Raw genomic sequence first — 20,231 nt, 5'->3', positions numbered from 1 at the left:
CTCCGTCATCTGGGACCCACCCTCCAGGGCGATGTCTCCTGCCCTGAGGGTGGGTCCCGTTGTCATGCCATGAGCACGAGGGGAGTACCGGGAGGGCATTGTTGACACACTCCTGTCGAAGCCACCTTGACGTACATCTCGTCGTGGAGGGTCTTCATATGGCAACCAGGCATTTCTTCCCTCGTCGAATCCTGGCCCTGTTGGCCATCTCGTTCTCGGCCCATGCGTTCGCTTCCGTGAGGGCCGCCGGCACCTTCGAGGCCGTGCGCTCCTGTGAGGCCTTCAAGTCCTTCAAGAAGGGCACCAATCCCGGGTTCGTCCGGCTGGAGCCGGGACAGAGCTATGCCATCGAGGAGCTCAACGAGCAGAACTGGGATTGGATACGCGTCAACGTCCCGGACGTGCGGGAGCCGAGCCGGTGGGTGTCCAAGGAATGCGGCGTGGTCCAGCTCGTTCCAGGGGAAACCGGTCCGTCCGGGCCCGGTGTCAAACCGCCCCAGCAAGAGACACCCGGCGGGCGGGCCCAGTGCCACACCGCCAACACCTACGACAGCAACGTGCTCTCCATGAGCTGGCAGCCCGGCTTCTGCGAACACGCCAGCTTCCACGGAACGAAACCGGAGTGCCAGGCGCTCCAGAGCGGTGAGCTCTCCATCTCGCACCTCACGATCCATGGGCTGTGGCCCAACAAGAAGTCCTGTGGAACCCGCTACGGAGACTGCCGGCAGGTTCCGCTCTCGCTCTCCGAGGACACCCTGGCGGAGGTGGGGCCGTGGATGCCGAACCTCATGTTCGGGACGGATTTCGCCACCCATGAATGGGACAAGCACGGCACCTGTCAGGCCCGGCAGGATGATGAGTATTTCCTCACCATCAAGCAGTTGACCGAGCTCGTCGATCGTTCCGCGATCGGTGAGTTCATCCGCTCCAACATCGGCAAGGAGATGAGCGTGAGCGACTTCTTCGCCGACGTGCGGCGTGAGCTCGGCCCCGACGTGGAGCAGCGGATTCAGTTGCTGTGCGCGGGAGGGCGGTTCCTGCAGGAGGTTCGGCTGAGCCTGCCGCGGGACATCGTTCCCAGCCCGGACATCGCCAAGATGACGCAGGGCGCGCCGCGGATGGGCTCGAAAACGAGCAACTGCAACACCGACACCATCTACATCGAGCGCTCGGGCAAGGACTGAGGGGACGCCCGGCGCGAGCGCGGGGAGAGAGGGAGCGCCAGGCTTCGTCACGGTGCCTGGCGCCCCGGATGTCTCCAGAGCGCGCTCGCCTCGGCGCTACGGCGTTGGCCGAGGCTGGCGCAGGATGGCCCCCTGCGCCCCCGAGACCCACAGCTCCCTGCCCACCGGCGTCACGCCGTAGAGGTCCAGGGTGGTGGGGAGGGCCATGCGCCGCCACGAGGCGCCGTCCCAGTGCAGCAGCGCCCCTCCCGTGCCCACGGCGTACACCTCGCTCGTGCAGCGGCCCGTGACCGCCAGCAGGCGCTCGATGCCCTGGAGCGCGTCGCTCGACACCTCGCTCCAGTCCTTTCCATCCCAGTGGAAGAGGCCCGCCGTGTCGCCCTTGCGGCCCACGGCCCACATGTCACGGCGCCAGGAGCCCCACAACGCGGACGCGGTGAAGCCGGGCGTCGGGTGCTCCTGCCAGCCCTCGCCGTCCCAGTGCAGCAGCTTCCCGGTGCCGGCCACCCACGTGTCCTTCGGGCCGTGGGTCCACACGGCGAACAGCTCGCCCTGGCCCTCGAGCGCGATGCGCCACGCCTGGCCCTCCCACGCCCAGACGCGCTGCTGGTCCATCGCCCAGACGTTGTCCCGCGCGCTGGCGTGGACACGGGTCCTCCAGGGCTCCGGGTCTCCGGGGAGCAGGCCCTGCAACGGTTGGATGCCCGTGCCGGAGACCGTGAACTGGGGGGAGCTGACGGTGCGGCGGGGGGGCGGGATCAGGTGCGCATGCCAGGTGCCCTCGGACGTCGCCCACGTCGACGCGGCCACGTCGACGCGGGACGGCCCGCCCGGGTTGGCCCAGACCACGGCCCCATCGGGGCTGGCCGAGAGCTCCACGAAGTACGCCTCACGAACCGAGGGGGTGCTGGGACTGTAGGCCGCGGGAAGGCCGCGCAGCTGGCGCTGGTCCCGCCAGGCGCTTCCGTCCCAGCGCAGGATGGCTCCCTCGTCCCCCACGGCCCAGAGGTCGGACGGGCCCGACCCACCGGTGGTGTGCACGTTCCACAGCGAGGAGGTGCGCCGGGTCGACGTGTCCGTCCTGGGCTCCTCGAGGGTCGTCCACGTGCTGCCATCCCAGTGAAGGATCTGCTTGGACGCCATGCTCGGGGCCCAGGTCTGGTAGACGAAGACCCAGGCGTCGTTGGCGCCGCCCACCCAGAGGCCCGAGTAGGTGCTGATGCCCGAGCTGGGGGGCGGCGGGATGCGCTCCTCGCTCCAGGCTCCGTCCTTCCAGAAGTAGGACTCAGGTTGGGCGCCGAAGGTCACCCACCGCCCGGAGTTCCGCTCCCACATGCCCACGGGAGTCGTGGTGGCGGCGACCTCGGAAGGCACGGCCTGGGCCGCACAGCCCGTGGGCGTGCAGCGCAGCAGCCCGGCATCCTCGACACCGACCCACACGTCATCGGCCGATAGGACCGACACGCCCCTCAGGTTCGCCGAGGTGCCGCTGGGCACCAGGGCCCACGCGCTGCCGTTCCAGCGCAACAGGCGCCCGCTCTTGCCCGCGGCCCACACCTCATGGGACGAAGCGCCCTCCACGGAGAGCAGGTCCACGGCGTCCCCGGGGGCCGGGACGGCCGTCCACGCGGAGCCATCGAAGTGCAGGAGCGTCCCCGCGTCGCCCACGGCCCAGAGGTCGGCCGGACTCGCGCCCCAGATGCCGCGGAGTGTCTGCGAGGTGGGCGTGGACTGCCACGTCCACTGGCCCTGCGGCGCCTGGTGCAGCACCGTGCCGGCCTGGCCCGCCATCCAGACCCCCCCGGTGGGGTGCGCCCAGACGGCATGGAGGTGGTGGCCCTGGGGCTCATGACTCACCCAGCACCAGCCATCGCGGCACGAGCCGGTGCCGGTGGTGGGGACCGCGGCGGGCAAGGGGAGTGCGTCGAGCTCCGCGGCCGTGGGACACGCGGGGGCCTTCTCGATGTCCGGGGCGGGCGGCTCCTCCCGCTTGCAGCCATTCGTCCAGGTGAGCAGGCACGCGAGCGCGAGCGCCGCGCGCGACAGGTAGGGTCGTGACATGGAGTTCCCTCGACTGCCAGGGACTGCCGGCCACTGCCCTGGTGGAGGCCGGACTGTCGCTGAAAATCCCCCAGAAGGGGAGGCGAAATCGGGCGGCCCATACCTCGCGGAGATGGTTGGCGGTGTCCGCGAAGGCCGCGGCCGCGGGCTGCCGGGGTGATCCCTCCAGGCCCCTCCTGGCCCCGGGGAGGGGTTCATGGATGAACTCCGTGGCGGAGTGCGTTGCTCCAGGCTACGGAGTGTCTGAACCATGCCCCCGAGAGCTCGAGGATCCACAGGGCTGAGCCCGCGAGACGCCGCTCGCCTGCGCCCCTGCCTGGATGCCTTCCTGGCGTCGACGGACAGCCGGGCGCGCATCGCGTTCGATCCGCTCGAGTTTCCCCACCGCTACCGCGACCCGAGGGACATCGAGGTGAGCGCGCTGCTGGCCGCGGCCCTGGCGTACGGGCGCGCGGACCTGTTCCGGCCCAAGGTGGATGCTCTGCTCGCGCGCATGGGCCCGTCCCCGGCCGCCTTCGTGCGCGCGCTGGATGTGGCCGGGGCGCGCGAGCTGCTCTCGGGCTTCGTCTACCGCTTCAACGTGGGCACGGACGTGGCGGTGCTGCTGCTGGGCATGGGCCGGGCCCTGCGTGAGCTCGGGAGCCTGGAGGCGCTCTTCGTCCAGGGGCTGGAGGCCCGGGGCTCCTGGCATGGCGCGCTGGATGCGTTCACCTCCGCTCTGCGGGACGTGCCCATGGAGCCCCTGCGCGAGGCGCTCGGGCCCGAGCGCGGGTTGCAGCACCTGTTGCCCTCGCCCCTCGGAGCCGGCGCGGCCAAGCGGCTCAATCTGTTCCTCCGGTGGATGGTGCGCGGCCCGGATGGCGTGGACCTCGGCATCTGGACGCGGGTGAGCCCCTCGGCGCTGCTCATCCCGCTGGATACGCATATTGGACGGATCTCGAAGCACCTGGGGCTGACCCGCCGCAATGACCTGAGCTGGCGCACCGCCGAGGAGGTGACGGCCTCCCTGCGCGCCCTGGATGCCTCGGACCCCGTGCGCTTCGACTTCGCGCTGTGTCACTACGGCATGAGCGGCGTGTGCCCCACGAAGCCCATTCCGGAGAATTGCTCCCGGTGCAAGTTGCTCCCCGCGTGTTCCGTGGGACAGAAGACCGTGAAGGCGCGGAGCCGCGTGAAGTGATGACCCTCACCCCAGCCCTCTCCCAGAGGGAGAGGGGGCACACACGGGGGCAACCCAAGGGGTCCGATACCCTCACCCCGACCCTCTCCCGGCGGGAGAGGGGAAGGCTACCTCCTGAGTGGTTGACGGGGACGCCGCGAGCGGGGATACACGCCCCATGACGTTGGCCTCGGTCGTCGGACAGCCTCGCGCCATCGACGCGCTCCTCGCGGCTCTGCGCGGCGGCTCCGTTCATCACGCCTATCTCTTCGCCGGCCCCGAGGGGGTCGGCAAGGAGCTCGCCGCCGTGGGGCTCGCCCAGGCCCTCACGTGCCCGGAGAAGCCCGATGAGGGCTGTGGCTCCTGCTCCAGCTGCACCCGCATCGCCAAGGGCGCCCACCCGGACGTCTCCTGGCTCATGCCCGATGCCCAGCGCGTCGAGCGTGGACTCGCGGGGCGCTCGGACATCCAGGGCACTCCCAGCCGGGAGATCCGCGTGGAGCAGATCCGCGGGCTGCTGGAGCGCATCACCCTGCGCGGGCTCGAGTCCAAGCGCAAGGTGGCCATCGTGGTGGATGCGCACATGATGAACCCGCAGGCGCAGAACGCCTTCCTCAAGACGCTCGAGGAGCCGCCCTCGGACACCACGCTCATCCTGCTGGCCTCGGCGCCGGACAAGATGCTGCCCACCATCCGCAGCCGCTGCAGCAAGGTGCACTTCGGCCCGCTGCCCGTGGCGCTCGTCGCCGAGCGGCTCCAGAAGGAGCGCAAGCTGGACGCCCAGACGGCGGAGCTCGCGGCGGTGATGGCGGGCGGCAGTCTGGGGCGCGCCCTGGCGTTGGACCTCGAGGCGCTCGCGGCGCGCAAGGACGTCATCAGTGGCTTCGAGGCCCTGAAGCCCGGCGAGGTGGGCGCCATGCTGCGCTGGGCCGAGACCTTTGGCGCCTCGCGCGAGGAGGCCGAGCAGGCGTTGTCCATCCTCTCCATGTGGACGCGGGACGTGTCGCTGGCGAAGGCGGGCGTGGAGCGGCTGGCCAACCAGGACATGCTGGAGCTGGCGCGGGAGGTGGCGGCGCGCACGCACGAGACGGTGCTGCACCGCCGGCACGCGCTGCTGGAGAAGACGAAGGCGACCATCGTGGAGCGCAACGCGGCGCCGAGGCTGCAGCTGGAGCGGATGCTCATCGAGCTGCTGGAGGGGCGATGAGCGCGGACATCGAGGACGTGCTGGACGAGGCGAAGGCCGGCAAGGTGGCGCCGCTCTACCTGTTGTCGGGCGAGGAGTACCTGGTGCGGCGGGGCGCGGACGAGCTGGTGAAGGTGCTGCTGCCGGACGCGTCGGCGGGGTTGAACTTCGCGGTGCTGGACGCGGGCTCGCCGCGCGAGGTGGCGCAGGAGCTGGCCACGTTGCCCCTCTTCCCCGGGCGCAAGGTGGTGCTGGTGCGCGATCCGGAGTTCCTCGCGCCGAAGAAGGGCCGCGGGGACGCGCTGGGCAAGGCGCGCGAGGCGTGGAAGGCGGGCAAGCGCAAGGAGGGCGCGCGGCGGCTGCTGGCGCTGGCGGCGCGGGCGGGGTGGGGCGTGGAGCAGCTCGATCCGGGGGCTTCGGGCGCGCCCTCGGTGGACCAGTGGAAGGACGAGCTGAACGTGGACCTCGCCGAGGCGGACCTGGTCTTCCTCAAGGAGGTGGCCACGTTCTGCCGCGAGGAGCGGATTTCGGCGCCCGAGGGTGACGCGAGCGCGCTGCTGGAGCTCTTCCAGAAGGGCGTGCCGCCGGGGCACGCGCTGGTGCTGGCGGCCTCGGAGGTGGACGCGAAGAATCCGCTGGTGAAGCTGGCGGCGGACAAGGGCCGCGTCGTCGAGCGCAAGGTGGCGGCGCGCCACAAGGACTTCGAGCTCGAGCCGCTCGCCGAGGAGTTTCTCCGGCCCTTCAAGAAGAAGCTGGGCAAGGGCGCGGCGGAGCAGCTCAAGGAGCGCATCGGCGGCAACGTGCGGCTCCTGCAGTCGGAGCTGGAGAAGCTGGCCACGTACGCGCAGGGCCCGGTGATCGAGGCCCAGGACGTGGCGCTGCTGGTGGCGCACACGCGCGAGGAGGAGTTCTTCGAGCTGTCCGAGGCGCTGCAGAACCGCAACTTCAAGGCGGCGCTGGACTACACGATGGACGCGATGGGACAGGGGGTGCACGGCCTGCAGCTGCTGGGCGCGGTGGCCTCCATCACGCGCGGCATGCTGGAGAACCACGAGCGGCTGGAGAAGTACGCGGGCGGCTCGCTGCCGCGCTCATACCCGGACTTCAAGTCGCGGGTGTTCCCCCGGGTCGAGGAGGAGGCCAAGGCGGCCAAGGGCAAGGCCCCGCACCCGTACGCGGCGTTCCTCGCGATGCAGGGGGCGGCGCGCTACAAGCGGCGCGAGCTGCTCGACGCGCTGGTGGCGTGCGCCGACGCGGACCTGGCGCTCAAGTCCTCCGCGAGCGGCAAGCTCGTCATCGAGCGGCTGCTCTGGACCGTTTGCGGGAGCGCCTGACGGGCTTTTCGCTGGGGGCCGCGCGCTGCCCGGCGCCCTGGGGCCCGTAGAGCGGCAGCCCGGGGCTGCGGACGTACTCGAAGATGAGCGACGTCTCCAGGTGGGCCACCTCGGGCCGCGTGGTGAAGGCGTCCATGCCCAGGTCCCTCAGGTGGTCCGCGTCCCGCACCGCCACGTGCACGAGGAAGTCGTTGGCTCCCGCCACGTGGTAGACGGCCAGCACCTGCGGCAGCGACAGCGCGTGGTGCCGGAACTCCTCCACCATCTCCCGCGAGTGCTGCCTCAGCCGCACGGCGATCATCGCCTGCAGCCCGATTCCCACCGCGCGCGGCTCCACCTCGGCGTGGAAGGACTTGAGCACGCCCGTCTCGCGCAGCCGCGTCACCCGCGCCAGACAGCTCGACTGCGCGAGCCCCACCTCCGCGGCCAGCTCCTTGTTCGACAGCCGCGCGTTCTTCTGCAGCGCCTCCAGGATGGCGAAGTCGATGGCGTCCAGGTTCGAGGTTCCTTCCATGTGGGGAAGCGTATTCCGGTCAGCGCGGGTTCACCCGGCCGAAGTGTCGAACTTGAACCTGCTCCGCGGAGTGAAATCCGTCCAACGGACAGAAAGAGGGGGCGGTTCCGGCGAGGTGGCCATCCTCCCTGGTGGGGACCGCGCTCAAGTGGTAGCGCATGATGTCATGCTCCACCGTGAAGACGTGTCTCTCCGGGCTTCGAAGCCCCTGGCCCACGACATCCTGTCCCGCAACAACGTCCAGGTGACGGGCCGGGGGACCCAGCCGATCCTCTTCGCTCACGGCTTCGGTTGTGATCAGCACATGTGGCGCTTCGTGGCCCCCGCCTTCGAGGCGGACTACCGGGTGGTCCTGTTCGACTACGTCGGCTCGGGCAAATCGGACCTCCACGCGTACAACCGCGAGCGGTACTCCAGTCTGAATGGCTACGCGGAGGACATCCTCGACATCTGCCGGGCGCTCGACCTGAGGGACATCATCTTCGTCGGGCACTCGGTGAGCAGCATGATCGGGCTGCTGGCCGCCATCCGCGAGCCCGAGCGTTTCCATCGTCTCGTCCTGGTGGCTCCCTCGCCCCGCTACCTCAACGAGGCCCCCGACTACGTGGGCGGCTTCGAGCGGCAGGACATCGAGGAGCTGCTGCAGACGATGGACAAGAACTACATCGGCTGGGCGAACTTCCTGGCGCCCAGGGTGATGAACCGGCCAGACCGGCCGGAGCTGAACCAGGAGCTGACGGAGAGCTTCTGCTCCACGGATCCGACCATTGCCCGGCGGTTCGCGGAGGTGACGTTCTTCTCCGACAACCGGAAGGATCTCCCCAAGCTGACCGTGCCCTCGCTCATCCTCCAGTGCTCGGAGGATTTGATCGCGCCCAGGCAGGTGGGCGATTACCTTCACAGGAACCTGGCGCGCAGCACGCTGCGGCTCACTCGTGCCACGGGTCACTGTCCGCACATGAGTGCTCCCGAGGAGACCACCTCCCTCATCAAGGACTACCTGGGTCAGGGCTCCATGTCCTGACGCCGCGTGAGAAGAGGTCGAGCCGATGCAGCCCATGGACGATGCGTTGAACACCGCGCCCTGTGGGGTCTTCTCGTTCACCGATGACGGGACCCTCGTGGCCGTCAACGGCACGTTGGCGGAGATGCTCGGGTACGGCACTGGAGAGCTGGTGGGCGGCCGCGTGGAGTCGTTCCTGACGCTGGCCAGCCGCATGTTCTACCAGACGCATCTCTTCCCGATGCTCCGGATGCAGGGCAAGGCGGAGGAGATCTTCCTCTCGCTGCGCTCCCGGAGCGGGGAGAGCATCCCCGTGCTCCTCAACGCCGTGCGCAAGGAGCACGAGGGGGGCGTCGTCAATCAGTGCGCGCTCATCCCGGTGCGCAACCGCGGCAAGTACGAGGACGAGCTGCTGGCGGCGAAGCGGACGGCGGAAGAGGCGCTGCGCAACAACGAGGAGCTGACCCGGGCCCGGCGGGAGCTGGAGCTGCATGCCCGGGAGCTGGACCAGAAGCTCAGCCGGCTGGAGCAGAAGAACCAGGAGCTCACCCGCATCAGCACCATCCTGTCCCATGACCTGCGAGAGCCCATCCGCAAGCTCTCCATGTTCTCGAGTCTCTTCACCCAGCAGGACCGCCAGGTGTTGTCGGCGACGGGCCAGCGCTCGTTGGATCGGATCAAGCTCCAGAGCGCGAGGATGGAGCAGCTGGTGATGGCGCTCCAGGAGTTCGTGTCGCTGGACGACACCCAGGAGCCGCTCGAGGACGTGGAGCTGGGCGATGTGGTGGGTGGCGCCCGGCAGCTGGTGACCGAGAGGGCCGGCACGATGATGGAGCTGCGCAGCGAGCCGCTCCCCGTGCTCCAGGGCCGGCGCCGGCAGCTGATGATGTTGTTCTTCCAGCTGCTCGACAACTCGGTGAAGTTCCGCAGGCCCGAGGAGAGCCCGCGGATCGGCATCGAGTGCCACGTCATCCAGCACAACACCTACCGGGCCAACACGGGCAGGTACCACTACACCGACTTCGCGCGGATCCTCTACGCGGACAACGGGATGGGGTTCGACAACCGCTACAGCGACTACGTGTTCGAGGCGCTGAAGAAGCTGGATCCGGACAGCCCGGGGCAGGGCATCGGTCTGGCCATCTGCCGCAAGGTGGTGGAGAACCACAACGGCTCCATCTCGGTGGAGTCGGAGCCGGGACGCGGAACCCGGTTCACCCTGCTGCTGCCCTTGCGGCAGTGACGGGCCCTGGCCGAAGCCGATTCGGTCCCAGGCCCCTTGCGCCGCACGGTTCCGCAGCCTATTCGATGTCTCTCCGCTGCATGGATGCGTAATTTCTTCCCGTGCCCCTTGGACGGGAGGAAATTCGGATGAAGAAGCTCGGGTTCGAAACGCGTGCGGTCCACTCTGGCCGGGAAGACCTGGCCGGGCTCGGCGTCCATGCGCCGCCGATCGATCTCTCCACCACCTATCCCGTGGGCAGCATGGGGGGCATCGGCGAGTGCTTCGACGCGCTCGCCCAGGGCGGTCCCCTGCGGGACAACCCCATCTACGCCCGGCTGCACAACCCCACCGTGGTGCGCTTCGAGAAGGCGCTGGCCGCGCTGGAGGGCGCCGAGGAGGCGGTGGCGTTCGGCTCGGGCATGGCGGCGCTGACGGCGGTGCTGCTCGCGGCGCGCCAGGGCGGCAAGCACGTGGTGGCGTGCCGTCCCGTCTACGGCGGCACGGACCATCTGCTGGACAGCGGCCTGCTGGGCGTGGAGGTCACCTGGACGCATCCGCACCACGTGAGCAAGGCGCTGCGTCCGGACACGGCGCTCGTGGTGGTGGAGACGCCGGCCAACCCCACGCTGGCGCTCATCGATGTTGCCCGGGTGGTGGCGCAGGCGGGCGAGGTGCCGGTGCTGGTGGACTCCACGTTCGCCACGCCGGTGCTGCAGAACCCGCTGGCGCTCGGGGCCTCGCTGGTGCTGCACAGCGCGACGAAGTTCCTCGGCGGGCACGGTGACGTCATGGGCGGCGTGGTGGCCACGAACGCCGTCTGGGCGGCGCGGCTGCGCCAGGTGCGCATCGCCACGGGCGGCGTGCTCCACCCCGAGGCGGGCTACATGCTGCACCGGGGCCTCGCGACGCTGCCCGTGCGCGTCCGCGAGTCGCAGCGCGGTGCCATGTTCCTCGCGCAGCGGCTGGCCTCGCACCCGGCCGTGTTGCGCACGTGGTACCCGGGGCTCGCGGGGTGTGATCCCGAGGGCCTCATCGGGCGGCAGATGCGCGGGCCCGGGTGCCTGCTGTCCTTCGAGGTGGTGGGGGGCGCGAAGGCGGCGGCCCAGGTGATGGAGCGGGTGGAGCTGCTCACGCCCGCGGTGAGCCTCGGCTCGGTGGACTCGCTCATCCAGCACCCGGCGAGCCTCACGCACCGCGTGGTGGACGAGAAGCACCGCGAGGCCAGTGGCATCTGCGCGGGTATGCTCCGGGTCAGCGTGGGACTGGAGAGCCCCGAGGACCTCTGGGCCGATCTGCAGCGCGCCCTGGAGGGGGTGCAGGTGCTCGGCCCCGAGGTGGGGGAGGGGAGTGAGAAGAATCGCCGCCCGAGTGGAGATGCCGTTTGGGTTGGGTGACCTTTTCCAAGGCCAAGGGCGGAGTTGAACCGCGATCGCTTTACAGGCGATTACCGGTGCGTGTTCGGCATCTCCGGCCGGGCAGCTACCGATAGAGACGAAAAGGCGCGGAAAATCCTGACAACGGGCGCGGCATCCCGAGGAGGGCGGTGGACCGCGCCAGCCCTCAGCGGAACGAGTCGACGATGTCGACCCCCGCCACGGAGAAGTCGAGGATGGCGGTTCCAGGCAGCGATTCAGGCCGCTTCCGGAGCTGATTCTCGCTCAACCGGGCTACCGCGCAGATGGGCACCTTCTCGCTGTCCGGCGGGTGGGCCTCGTAGTACCGGATGACGACCTGCGGACCGCCCGTCCAGACCTGCCCGTACAAACGGGTAGTGGACTCGAGCGTACCGAGTTGACCCTGCAGCATGCTCTCGATTGGACCATCGTAGAGCGTGATGGGCTTTGACTTGATCTGGTTCGCGTCGAGTTCCACCCATGCGCCATTCCCGACGCGCAGTTTCATGTAGCGCATCGCCTTCTTGGCCTCCTCCGGGCATTCCTGGGGACCTGGGGTTCCATCCGGCCGCAGAGCTACCACACCGACATTGGTCGCCACGCAGCCAGAGGCCGCACCGAAGAGCACAACGGAGCCGATGAAGAGCGCTTGGGTCATGGGCATGGATGTCACCTCTACTTCCGAATCAACTTCTGATCCAGGTTCACAAGCACCTGCAGCTCCCCGTCTTCGCGGAAGATCTCCAGGACCAGATCAACGAGGCCCGCTTCCGACTCGAAGGCACTCTGGTCCGCCACCACCGCGATTCTTCCCGACTGACCGGGGGAGAGCTCGGCCCGGCTCACGCGAAGCGCGAAGGGTCGAGCAGTGTATGTCGTGAGGTCGGCGGTCAGCCGGGCATCCCTGAATATCCACGGCTCGTCGTTGTACGTGTTGGTCAGGTGAATCAAGGCTGCTGCCTTTCCTGGCCCCTCGAAAACCTCGACCTTCATGTCCATGTCCTCGCTCTTGAGGACCGCCACTCGCTTCCTCCGAAAAGGCGTCTTCTCCACCTGCCCATTGACGAGCAGCGTGGCGAAGGCGTGGTCCACCGAGTTCTCCTCCTTCTTGAGGCGCTCGTTCTCCTCGCTCAGCTTGAGCTCTCTCTTGCGTGAGTCATTGAGGGCCGACAGCACCGCGTTGTAGCTCTCGCGGTCCTTGAACACATTCACCTGATGGTCCGTCCATCCCCACTTCTCACGGCGCGGTGACCTCACGAGGAACGAGAATTCGGTCCCATCCACGAGCGTCACGAGCAGGGGAACCCACTCGTCCTCGCCCAGGTCCCGCAGCGGTTCCAGCACCACCTTCTTGCTTCCCACGAGCGGACGCTCGAACCGCCCCTCCCACCCCAGCAGGCGGGTCCTGGCCGGATCGGGTTCCTGCTCGAAGCGCAGGGTGGTGGAGACCTGGCCGGATACATAGACGTTGTTCGCCGTCCGGGCGGGGTGTTCCGAGAGCAGCAGCGTCCTGATCTCCGTCCTGGCGCCGGGCTCGAGGGCCTGCGCCACGGACGCCAGGAGGAGCAGCAAGGGCATGCAGCGGATGGGTGAAAGGGGGCGCATGGCCGGGTCTCAGGAGCCGAAGTGAGGGGAGAGCATCTTGTCGTGGTAGCCGGTGCTGTCCGGGTGCGAGCGGAAGCGCTGGGCCAGCTTGCAGAGCCGTTGCAGCAGGTCCTCGTACTCGGCCCGGCTCACGCTGCACAGCGACAGGTACAGGCGCGCCGCCCCTTGCAGGTACGAGAAGAGCGGGTGGCAGTCCAGGCCATCCGGACGCAGACGCAGCATGAGGTAGAGCCGCTCGAACTCGGCATCTGTCTCGGGCTTGTCCATGGCCGTGCAGTAGATGACTGCCGTCGACTGCAGCAGATGCAGGAAGGCGTCGTGGCGCGGAGGGGCCTTCAGCGGCAACGGCGTCTTCTCCGCGACCGTCCAGAGCCGCGAGATGGGCTTGAGCTTCACGTGCACCATCCTCCACGAGTCGTCCGCCACCGGCACCTCCTCGCCCAGCGGGAGCGCTCGTCCATGCGCATCGAACTCGATGGGCACCTGAAGCCGTTCAGGCCAGTCCGGCTCGAGTCCCGCGCGCTTCAACTCCTGTCTCACGTTCAAGTCCATGCCTCTACCTCCAGAGTCGAGGCGAGGATGATACTTCTCCCGTGGGAAGTCGAGACCTCGTTGGTCGGGTCCCGCGTGCGACCGGGGCCGTCACCCCGGGTAGAGCAGCGGCGTGACGTCCTGGAACGGCCCCTGGCATGGGGCCACGTCGGCGGCGAGGTAGTGGGCCACCCGTCCTGGCGCCAGCGCGACGATGGCCGACGAGCGCGTCCCATATTCGGGCGTGTGGATGCAGAGCGCCTGGTACTGGCGGAGGCGCTCGTGCAGCTCCGGCGGGAACTCCTGGAGGAGGAGCTCCGGCACGCGCTCGGGCAGCAGGTGGTCCGAGAGGAGGGCCTGGAGCTCCGCGACGGCCTCGGGCCAGGGCTTCCGGGCGGCCTTCTCGGCCAGCTTCCGGGCCCTCGCCACCTTGGGCAGGGCCGGGGTGTCGAGCTCGTCGTTGGGCAGCACGTGGACGCCCGGCGGGACGTCCTCCTGGCGAATCCGCTCGGAGTCCGGGCGGGCGTACGCCACCCGGAGCACCCCGGCGTCCCCATAGAGGAGGTTGAAGGGGTTGTACTCCCGGGCATCCAGCCCCGCGAGGTAGCGGTCGACCCCTTCCACGCTCTGGGCCCGCAGGGCGCGCATCACCACCTCGCCCCGCGAGCGAGGGGCCCGCGTCAGGTTGGCGGAGCCGCGCTGATTCGTCAGGCCCACGAAGAAGCCCCCGTCCGTCACGCCCATCCACGTCCCCTGACGCTCCAGGTCGCGGCCTCCGACGACCCGGGGAGAGAGGGACAGGACCTGGGGGCCAGCGGCCGGGCGGGCGTGGAACTCGTCGCGGTTGGCGGCCAGGACGAGCGGCCACTCGGGGTGGATGTGGCGGAGGATGGCGATGGTGCACATCGTGTGGGGTCGATAACAGCTCCGGGACCCCGGTGCATCAGGTGCGTTCCTTGATTACTTCCCGATGACCGGAGCCCTCCGAGCGGCTAATGTCCGCCGCCCTTCAGGAGAACCCATGGCGGAGAGAATCCTCGTCACCAGCGCGCTGCCGTATGCGAACGGCCCCATCCACATCGGCCATGCCGTCGAGTACGTCCAGACCGACATCTACGTGCGCTTCCTGCGCTCCTGCGGCAAGGACGTCGTCTACTTCTGCGCCGACGACACCCACGGCACTCCCATCGAGATCAACGCCGCGAAGCAGGGTCTCAAGCCCGAGGAGTTCGTCGCCCGCTGGTACGACGCGCACCAGGCGGACTTCCGCGACCTCGGCGTCAGCGTCGACTACTTCCACTCCACCAACTCGCCCGAGAACAAGCACTACGCCGAGTTCATCTACGGCAAGCTGAAGGACCAGGGCGACATCGAGAAGCGCGACATCGAGCAGGCCTACTGCGAGACGGACAAGCGCTTCCTGCCGGACCGCTTCATCAAGGGCACCTGTCCCAACTGCAAGGCGGCCGATCAGTACGGCGACGCCTGCGAGAAGTGCGGCAAGGCCTACGCCCCCACGGACCTCATCGAGCCCCGGTGCGCCCTGTGCGGGACGCCGCCGGTGCGCCGCAAGTCCTCGCACCTGTTCTTCAAGCTGTCGCGCCACGCGGACTTCCTGCAGGAGACGCTGCGCAAGCCCGGGTTCCTCCACCCCGGCCTCGCCACCCAGCTCCAGGGCTTCTTCGAGCAGGGTCTGGCGGACTGGGACATCAGCCGCGATGGCCCGTACTTCGGCTTCTCCATCCCGGGTGAGACGGACAAGTACTTCTACGTCTGGCTGGATGCTCCCATCGGGTACATCGCCACCACGGAGAAGTGGGCGAAGACGACGGGCAAGGCGAAGAGCGCCCTGGACTACTGGGCCGAGGACAGTGACGCCCGCATCATCCACTTCATCGGCAAGGACATCGTCTACTTCCACGCGCTCTTCTGGCCGGCGGTGCTCAAGGAGGCCGGCCTCAAGCGGCCCGAGAGCGTGAAGGTGCACGGCCACCTCACGGTCAACGGCGAGAAGATGAGCAAGAGCCGCGGCACGCTCATCCCCGTGCGCTCCTACCTGGAGCACCTGGATCCGAGCTACCTGCGCTACTTCTACGCGGCCATGCTGGGCGCTGGAGTCGAGGACCTCGACCTGAGCCTCAAGGACTTCCGCCTGCGGGTGAACGGCGAGCTGGTGAACAACATCGGCAACCTGGCCAACCGCAGCCTGTCCATGCTGGCGGGTGCGGCGCTGGAGAAGCGTCTGGCTCCCGCCACGAAGGAGGGTCCCGGCAAGGCGCTGGTGGAGGCCGCGCTGGCCCGGGTCCCCGAGGTGCGCGAGGCGTTCGAGAAGCTGGAGTACCGCAACGCCATCCGCGTCATCACGGAGATCTCCCAGTCGGCGAACGGCTTCCTCCAGACCGCGGCCCCGTGGGCCAAGGTGAAGACGGATCCCGAGGCCGCTCGCGCCGACCTGAGCGATGCCGCCGAGGTGGCCTACCTGCTGGGCGCGCTGCTGACGCCGGTGATTCCGCGCGTGACGGAGAAGCTGTTCGCGCAGCTCAACGCGCCGCCGCTCACCTTCGAGGCGCTCGCCACCGCGCGCTACCCGCTGCTGGACCGCAGCCGGCCCGTGGGCACCCCCGAGCCGCTCCTGCCGCGTCTGGAGGAGGAGCGCGTCAACGCCATCCTCGGCCAGACTCCCGCCGCCGCCGAGCCGGCCAAGGAGGAGAAGAAGGGCAAGGGGGACAAGGGCGAGAAGAAGGCCGCCGAGCCGAAGCCCGCTGCCGAGGCCAAGCCCGCCGCGCCCGCCGCCGAGGCCGCGCCCGGGGAGATCGAGATCGGTGACTTCGGCAAGGTGGTGCTCAAGGTGGGCAAGGTGCTCGCCGCCGAGCGCGTGCCCAAGGCGGACAAGCTGCTGAAGCTCACCGTGGACCTGGGCGAGGGCCAGCCGCGCACCATCTGCTCCGGCATCGCGGAGGCCTTCCAGCCCGAGCAGGTGCAGGGCCGCAACGTGGTGGTGGTGGCCAACCTCAAGCCGCGCATGCTGAGGGGCATCGAATCGCGCGGGATGATCCTCACCGCCGGACCTGGCGGGAAGAACCTCTCCTTGCTGGATCCGGGGGATATGCCTCCCGGCTCCGAGGTGAAGTGAGCGTGACGGACTGGCGGGCCGAACGGGACCGGGCGCTTCTCGCCCTCGAGCGAGAGAAGCACCCGGGGTTGCGCATGGAGGCGGCGGAGTTGCTCTTCCACCTCGCCGCCGAGGACGCCTCACGCGCGCCCGAGATGTCCGCGTCGTTCCAGCGGTTGCTGGCCGACAAGCAGGTGGCCGTGCGCCGCACGGGCGTGGGCATGGCCACCGCGGTGCTCGCCGCCGAGGAGCTCCCCGGCTTCTTCGCCACGCAGCTCGCCGATCAGGAGAGCCTCGTGCGCCTGGAGGCCGCCGGGCGCCTCGCGGACCTCGCCCGGCCGGACTGCCGGGGGTTGTTGGCGCAGGCCCTGGAGGACCCCGTCTTCGAGGTCCGCTTCGAGGCCGCCCGGGGCATGGCCGCCCTCAAGCACCCGGCGGGGCTGGAAGTGCTCGTGGAGGCGCTCGACGAGGAGCTGCTGCGTTTCCGGGCGCTCGGGGCGATGGCCGAGCTGGGGGACGCGCGAGCACTGCCGGCCGTGCAGCGGCTGTTCCGCCGGTGGATGCTGCCCGCCTTCGACAAGACCCAGGCCGCGGGCGTGCTCGCGAAGCTGGGGGATGCCGAGGGGGCCGCCTGGCTCCTCAAGCGGACGGAGCGGCGGCGGTGGAACTGGGCGCAGGACCGTGCGCTCGCCGTGGAGCTGTGTGGCGAGGTGAAGGCCTCGGGCGCGCTCGAGCGGCTGCACACCATCCTCACGGATCCGAAGGACGACTGCCGGGGCGCGGCGGCGCGGGGACTGGGCCGCCTGGCGGACCCGAAGGCCCTGCCGTGGTTGCTCGCGTTGATGGATGAACCCGGAGTCCCCGAGGACTACCGGCTCGATGCCGCCGAGGGCCTGTGGCTGCTCGGCCTTCCCGAGGGCCGTGACCGCGTCCGCGCGGTGCTGCCCTCGTTGTCGCAGGAAGCCCGTGCCGAGCTCTCCGAGCTCATCCAGGAGATGCCATGAGGCTCGTTGATTCACATTGCCACTTCGATCGTGCCGATTCCGAGTACGTGAACGCCGCGCTGGAGCGGGCCCGTGCCGCGGGGCTGGTGCACGCGGTCATCGTCGGCCAGTTCCAGGGCCCGGGGGATTGGGGCATCGCGCTGGAGGTCGCCGCCGCGCATCCGGAGTTCCTCACGGCGACGCTCGGCATCCATCCGCACGAGGCGGCCCGAGCCACCGAGGCGGACTTCGAGCACCTGGAGCGCACCTGTGCCCGGCCGGAGATCCACGCGGTGGGCGAGGCGGGGCTGGACTACTACTACGAGCACTCCGCGCGGGACGTGCAGCGGGAGGTGTTCCGCAGGCAGTGCGTGCTGGCGAAGCGTCTGGGCAAGCCGCTGGTGGTGCACGTGCGCGAGTCGACGAAGGGCGGGGACGCGCATCCCGAGTGCGAGGCCATCCTGAAGGAGGAGGGCATGAGCCGGGGCGTCATCCACTGCTTCACGGGGGACACCGAGGCGGCGCGGCGCTACCTGGACCTGGGATTCCTGCTGTCGCTGTCGGGCGTGGTCACCTACAAGAAGACCGAGGCGTTGCAGGACGCGGTGCGCTTCGCGCCGCTGGACCGGTTGATGGTGGAGACGGACAGCCCGTACCTCGCGCCCATCCCGTATCGCGGCAAGAAGAACGAGCCCTCGTACGTGGTCGAGACGGCGAAGAAGGTCGCCGAGCTGAAGGGCGTGACGCTCGAGCGGGTGGCCGAGGTGACCACGGCCAACGCGGCGGCATTGTTTGGATTCACGGTGTGACGCGGTAACAACCATGGAGGGCCAAATTCGGGGTTCACATGGAGCCAGAGCCGGGAAGATGGCTGCGGCCTCGGTGCAGTTCTCCGTTAGTCCCGGCACCGCTCCGCCATGCGGTAGAGGTACGTAAGGGAGCAGTCCAACAGCGACTGTCGAGAGCGCATGTAGTTACGGGCTCGGACGAATGGAAGCCAGACGCGGTTGCCCACCAGTACCTGTGCCTCATCAAGCTTCTGGCGCGGTATCCACCTGCCGTCAAGGTTGCGCACCAGCACTTCACCCAGGTACGCACCAATGGCGGGCACCGCGTGCTCGTCGATGGCCTCCCGAAGGCGACTTTTCGGGAACTCCTCCCGCCAGAAGTAGAAGTCGGCATCCGAGAGGGACTCGGGTGTCGCCTCGAAGATTGAGGGCACCTCCGAGTGAAGTAGGGCCACGAGGTGCTCGGCGTAGAGTCTGTACTGCTGGAGAGCGCGCTCTACATTCTCTACGTCCGAAGGCAGGGCGGCATCTACCGGGAGCCACTCCTCGGGCTCGGGTGGTCGCCACGCGTTGAGTTCAGCGATTCTGCGCTGGCGCTCGTAGCTGGGGGCGCGGTCCACCACACGGGAGAGCAGCGGAGCCAGGTCCGGCGGGAAGCGGGGTTCCACGGGGGCGAGCATGGCACTGCGCTCATGCAAGGTGCTCAGAATGGTGTCGAAGTCGAGGTCCGGCCGGAGGTGGGCGTGAGCGCGGGCCTGTGCGAGCCGTGCCTCCTCGCTGGCGAAATCCGCCACTGTTGGCCACGTCACCAGGAGGATGGAGCCGTTGGGCAGTTCGTCCACCCGGTGGGCTGGAGTGGACAACATGCGCTCGCGGCCAACCGTCTCCACCAGTTTGGGTCCGAAGACGTTGAGCCAGGACACCTCGTAGATTTTGTCGTACCCGTCTCTGTATTCAGTCTCGTCGTCGCGACCGAAATTGGGAGAGCCTGTCAATTCCATGTCATCACTGCTGTGTGCCGCCGCATGGGTGACCGGGTAACGCAAGGCCCACGCGCGCACCATCTCGACAAATTGGCCACAGCGCTCCTCCTCGGCGAAGAAAGAAAGCGGCTGCACGTTGACCGTAATGTCCAGTTTGGGATGTCGGGGAGGGAGCCAGAGCCAGAGGGTCATGTCCAGCGCGGGCCACTTCGTGCGATAGAACCCTAGGCTCGTGAACACATCGTCACGACCCTCCTCTAGGGCCGTCCAGATTGCAGCGCGGGTGTATTTGCGTCGGCGCTTGCCTTCAGCGACGTCCGGCATCCACCCGGCGGCGTACCTTTCAAGCGCTTGGAGAAAGGGCTCCAGCTCTCTTTCCAGTGCAACCTGCTGGTCGAAGGCACCGTCGAAAGTGAGTCGAAGGCGATCCTCCGGCTTCAAGTCGTGCACACTCAGTCGCTTCATTGGAACAACACCTCGACTCCCGGAACGGCTGCCTTGGCCGCGTTCACGGCTCTCTTCAACTCGTTTACATTGATGGGTTTGAGGTCGCCGCCCTCGTAGATGAGGCGCACCCGCTGAACGGGAACCTCGCCAGCCGCACCGAAAGGACGTTGGAGGGAATCCCGGCGGATATCCAGACTCCCGCCGTACTTCTGCAGAGCTTCCTTCGCGTCCTCAATCACCTGACGTCTCAGGGCTCCTTCGTCCAACAGCGAGAGATTTCGGCTCTTGAAGCTGAACGACTCCACGCGCCGCGGCCCTCCCCCGAGCGCGCCTTCTTCAACGACGAGCACATCCGCGAAGCGCAGGCCGGTGCCCGGCTTCCTCACGCCCACCTGGATTTCGATGCGAGGCCTGTCGAAATCCCCGAGGAGGCTGCGCTGGGCCCGCGGCTTCTCCGCGTCCGCTTTCAGCAGCCTCACCATGTCGCGCTCGAAGGCCAGCCCCCGGGCAAACCACCCGCGCAACTGCTCGTAAGGCGCCCACTTCAGGGGGCCCTCGGCGGCCGTGCCACTCTCCACCTCCTTGAAGCGCTCGTTGTAGTACTCCACGTACTCGCGCCAGCGCGGGCTGCCCTGGGCCTCGGGCGGTGGGGCTTCGAGGGCGGGGCGGTGCTGCTCCAGCACCTTCACGTCCTTGGGCAGGCGCGGGCCCGTGGCCTCGAG

General features: G+C 68.7%; 17 protein-coding genes and 1 pseudogene. 10 read left to right on the top strand and 8 right to left on the bottom strand.

The genetic code is table 11. The features are described 5' to 3' along the window. Positions 1-158 precede the first annotated feature (158 nt). Positions 159-1,184 (top strand): ribonuclease T2 family protein, encoded by a 1,026-nt coding sequence (locus AC16DP_RS16325; RefSeq protein ID WP_329727184.1) that lies wholly within the window; start codon positions 159-161, stop codon positions 1,182-1,184. A 96-nt stretch (positions 1,185-1,280) separates the two neighbouring features. Here AC16DP_RS16325 and AC16DP_RS16320 read toward each other — a convergent pair whose 3' ends face one another. After that, positions 1,281-3,245: a WD40/YVTN/BNR-like repeat-containing protein gene (locus AC16DP_RS16320; protein ID WP_329727185.1), complete on the bottom strand. Its 1,965-nt coding sequence runs from the start codon at positions 3,243-3,245 to the stop codon at positions 1,281-1,283. Between the two features lie 250 nt (positions 3,246-3,495). Here AC16DP_RS16320 and AC16DP_RS16315 point away from each other — a divergent pair, with 250 nt between their 5' ends. From AC16DP_RS16315 to holA, 3 genes are all read left to right on the top strand, one after another. After that, positions 3,496-4,425 (top strand): TIGR02757 family protein, encoded by a 930-nt coding sequence (locus AC16DP_RS16315; RefSeq protein ID WP_329727186.1) that lies wholly within the window; start codon positions 3,496-3,498, stop codon positions 4,423-4,425. Between the two features lie 157 nt (positions 4,426-4,582). Continuing rightward, positions 4,583-5,611, top strand: a complete 1,029-nt coding sequence (gene holB / locus AC16DP_RS16310; protein WP_329727187.1) for a DNA polymerase III subunit delta' — start codon at positions 4,583-4,585, stop codon at positions 5,609-5,611. Next, positions 5,608-6,924: a DNA polymerase III subunit delta gene (gene holA, locus AC16DP_RS16305; RefSeq protein WP_329727188.1), complete on the top strand. Its 1,317-nt coding sequence runs from the start codon at positions 5,608-5,610 to the stop codon at positions 6,922-6,924. The genes holB and holA overlap by 4 nt, the downstream gene beginning before the upstream one ends. Here the strand turns inward: holA and AC16DP_RS16300 are convergent. Beyond that, positions 6,884-7,438, bottom strand: coding sequence for an Lrp/AsnC family transcriptional regulator (locus AC16DP_RS16300; RefSeq protein WP_329727189.1), 555 nt, complete (start codon positions 7,436-7,438; stop codon positions 6,884-6,886). The genes holA and AC16DP_RS16300 overlap by 41 nt on opposite strands. A 166-nt stretch (positions 7,439-7,604) precedes the next feature. Here AC16DP_RS16300 and AC16DP_RS16295 point away from each other — a divergent pair, with 166 nt between their 5' ends. The 3 genes from AC16DP_RS16295 to AC16DP_RS16285 all read left to right on the top strand — a co-directional run bounded on the left by AC16DP_RS16295 (position 7,605) and on the right by AC16DP_RS16285 (position 11,060). Beyond that, positions 7,605-8,462, top strand: a complete 858-nt coding sequence (locus AC16DP_RS16295) for an alpha/beta fold hydrolase (RefSeq protein ID WP_329727190.1) — start codon at positions 7,605-7,607, stop codon at positions 8,460-8,462. Between the two features lie 25 nt (positions 8,463-8,487). After that, positions 8,488-9,684: a sensor histidine kinase gene (locus AC16DP_RS16290; protein ID WP_329727191.1), complete on the top strand. Its 1,197-nt coding sequence runs from the start codon at positions 8,488-8,490 to the stop codon at positions 9,682-9,684. 128 nt (positions 9,685-9,812) lie between these two features. After that, positions 9,813-11,060, top strand: coding sequence for a trans-sulfuration enzyme family protein (locus AC16DP_RS16285; protein WP_329727192.1), 1,248 nt, complete (start codon positions 9,813-9,815; stop codon positions 11,058-11,060). Positions 11,061-11,226: 166 nt separating this feature from the next. On the opposite strand, the gene AC16DP_RS16280 is transcribed toward AC16DP_RS16285, so the two are convergent. The 4 genes from AC16DP_RS16280 to AC16DP_RS16265 all read right to left on the bottom strand — a co-directional run bounded on the left by AC16DP_RS16280 (position 11,227) and on the right by AC16DP_RS16265 (position 14,102). Then, positions 11,227-11,724 carry a serine/threonine protein kinase gene (locus AC16DP_RS16280; protein WP_329727193.1) on the bottom strand — a complete coding sequence of 166 codons (498 nt, stop codon included), beginning with the start codon at positions 11,722-11,724 and terminating at the stop codon, positions 11,227-11,229. 11 nt (positions 11,725-11,735) lie between these two features. Next, entirely contained in the window at positions 11,736-12,665 is a 930-nt protein-coding gene (locus AC16DP_RS16275) for a DUF2381 family protein (RefSeq protein ID WP_329727194.1), read from the bottom strand. Between the two features lie 9 nt (positions 12,666-12,674). Next, positions 12,675-13,217: a hypothetical protein gene (locus AC16DP_RS16270; protein ID WP_329727195.1), complete on the bottom strand. Its 543-nt coding sequence runs from the start codon at positions 13,215-13,217 to the stop codon at positions 12,675-12,677. A gap of 90 nt (positions 13,218-13,307) precedes the next feature. Continuing rightward, positions 13,308-14,102: an NRDE family protein gene (locus AC16DP_RS16265; protein WP_329727196.1), complete on the bottom strand. Its 795-nt coding sequence runs from the start codon at positions 14,100-14,102 to the stop codon at positions 13,308-13,310. 115 nt (positions 14,103-14,217) lie between these two features. On the opposite strand from AC16DP_RS16265, the gene metG reads away from it, so the two are divergent. Genes metG through AC16DP_RS16250 form a run of 3 tightly spaced genes read left to right on the top strand, consistent with a single transcriptional unit; the run spans position 14,218 to position 18,100 of the window. After that, positions 14,218-16,329 carry a methionine--tRNA ligase gene (gene metG, locus AC16DP_RS16260; protein ID WP_329727197.1) on the top strand — a complete coding sequence of 704 codons (2,112 nt, stop codon included), beginning with the start codon at positions 14,218-14,220 and terminating at the stop codon, positions 16,327-16,329. 2 nt (positions 16,330-16,331) lie between these two features. Next, positions 16,332-17,312: a HEAT repeat domain-containing protein gene (locus tag AC16DP_RS16255; protein WP_329727198.1), complete on the top strand. Its 981-nt coding sequence runs from the start codon at positions 16,332-16,334 to the stop codon at positions 17,310-17,312. Continuing rightward, positions 17,309-18,100 (top strand): TatD family hydrolase, encoded by a 792-nt coding sequence (locus tag AC16DP_RS16250; protein ID WP_329727199.1) that lies wholly within the window; start codon positions 17,309-17,311, stop codon positions 18,098-18,100. The genes AC16DP_RS16255 and AC16DP_RS16250 overlap by 4 nt, the downstream gene beginning before the upstream one ends. Before the next feature lie 86 nt (positions 18,101-18,186). Here the strand turns inward: AC16DP_RS16250 and AC16DP_RS16245 are convergent, their stop codons facing one another. Next, positions 18,187-19,527, bottom strand: coding sequence for a hypothetical protein (locus AC16DP_RS16245; protein WP_329727200.1), 1,341 nt, complete (start codon positions 19,525-19,527; stop codon positions 18,187-18,189). Next, a pseudogene (locus AC16DP_RS16240) lies at positions 19,524-20,231 on the bottom strand (hypothetical protein); the annotation flags it as partial. The pseudogene AC16DP_RS16240 and the gene AC16DP_RS16245, both read right to left, overlap by 4 nt.

This window comes from Archangium sp. (assembly GCF_057119385.1).
The sequence above is the reverse complement of the archived record's forward strand: the minus strand, read 5'-3'. Positions and strand labels throughout refer to the sequence as shown.

Coding starts and splice junctions, on each gene's coding strand:
- AC16DP_RS16325 (WP_329727184.1), top strand. CDS start 159: ATGGCAACCAGGCATTTCTTCCCTCGTCGAATCCTGGCCCTGTTGGCC.
- AC16DP_RS16320 (WP_329727185.1), bottom strand. CDS start 3,245: ATGTCACGACCCTACCTGTCGCGCGCGGCGCTCGCGCTCGCGTGCCTG.
- AC16DP_RS16315 (WP_329727186.1), top strand. CDS start 3,496: ATGCCCCCGAGAGCTCGAGGATCCACAGGGCTGAGCCCGCGAGACGCC.
- holB (WP_329727187.1), top strand. CDS start 4,583: ATGACGTTGGCCTCGGTCGTCGGACAGCCTCGCGCCATCGACGCGCTC.
- holA (WP_329727188.1), top strand. CDS start 5,608: ATGAGCGCGGACATCGAGGACGTGCTGGACGAGGCGAAGGCCGGCAAG.
- AC16DP_RS16300 (WP_329727189.1), bottom strand. CDS start 7,438: ATGGAAGGAACCTCGAACCTGGACGCCATCGACTTCGCCATCCTGGAG.
- AC16DP_RS16295 (WP_329727190.1), top strand. CDS start 7,605: ATGCTCCACCGTGAAGACGTGTCTCTCCGGGCTTCGAAGCCCCTGGCC.
- AC16DP_RS16290 (WP_329727191.1), top strand. CDS start 8,488: ATGCAGCCCATGGACGATGCGTTGAACACCGCGCCCTGTGGGGTCTTC.
- AC16DP_RS16285 (WP_329727192.1), top strand. CDS start 9,813: ATGAAGAAGCTCGGGTTCGAAACGCGTGCGGTCCACTCTGGCCGGGAA.
- AC16DP_RS16280 (WP_329727193.1), bottom strand. CDS start 11,724: ATGCCCATGACCCAAGCGCTCTTCATCGGCTCCGTTGTGCTCTTCGGT.
- AC16DP_RS16275 (WP_329727194.1), bottom strand. CDS start 12,665: ATGCGCCCCCTTTCACCCATCCGCTGCATGCCCTTGCTGCTCCTCCTG.
- AC16DP_RS16270 (WP_329727195.1), bottom strand. CDS start 13,217: ATGGACTTGAACGTGAGACAGGAGTTGAAGCGCGCGGGACTCGAGCCG.
- AC16DP_RS16265 (WP_329727196.1), bottom strand. CDS start 14,102: ATGTGCACCATCGCCATCCTCCGCCACATCCACCCCGAGTGGCCGCTC.
- metG (WP_329727197.1), top strand. CDS start 14,218: ATGGCGGAGAGAATCCTCGTCACCAGCGCGCTGCCGTATGCGAACGGC.
- AC16DP_RS16250 (WP_329727199.1), top strand. CDS start 17,309: ATGAGGCTCGTTGATTCACATTGCCACTTCGATCGTGCCGATTCCGAG.
- AC16DP_RS16245 (WP_329727200.1), bottom strand. CDS start 19,527: ATGAAGCGACTGAGTGTGCACGACTTGAAGCCGGAGGATCGCCTTCGA.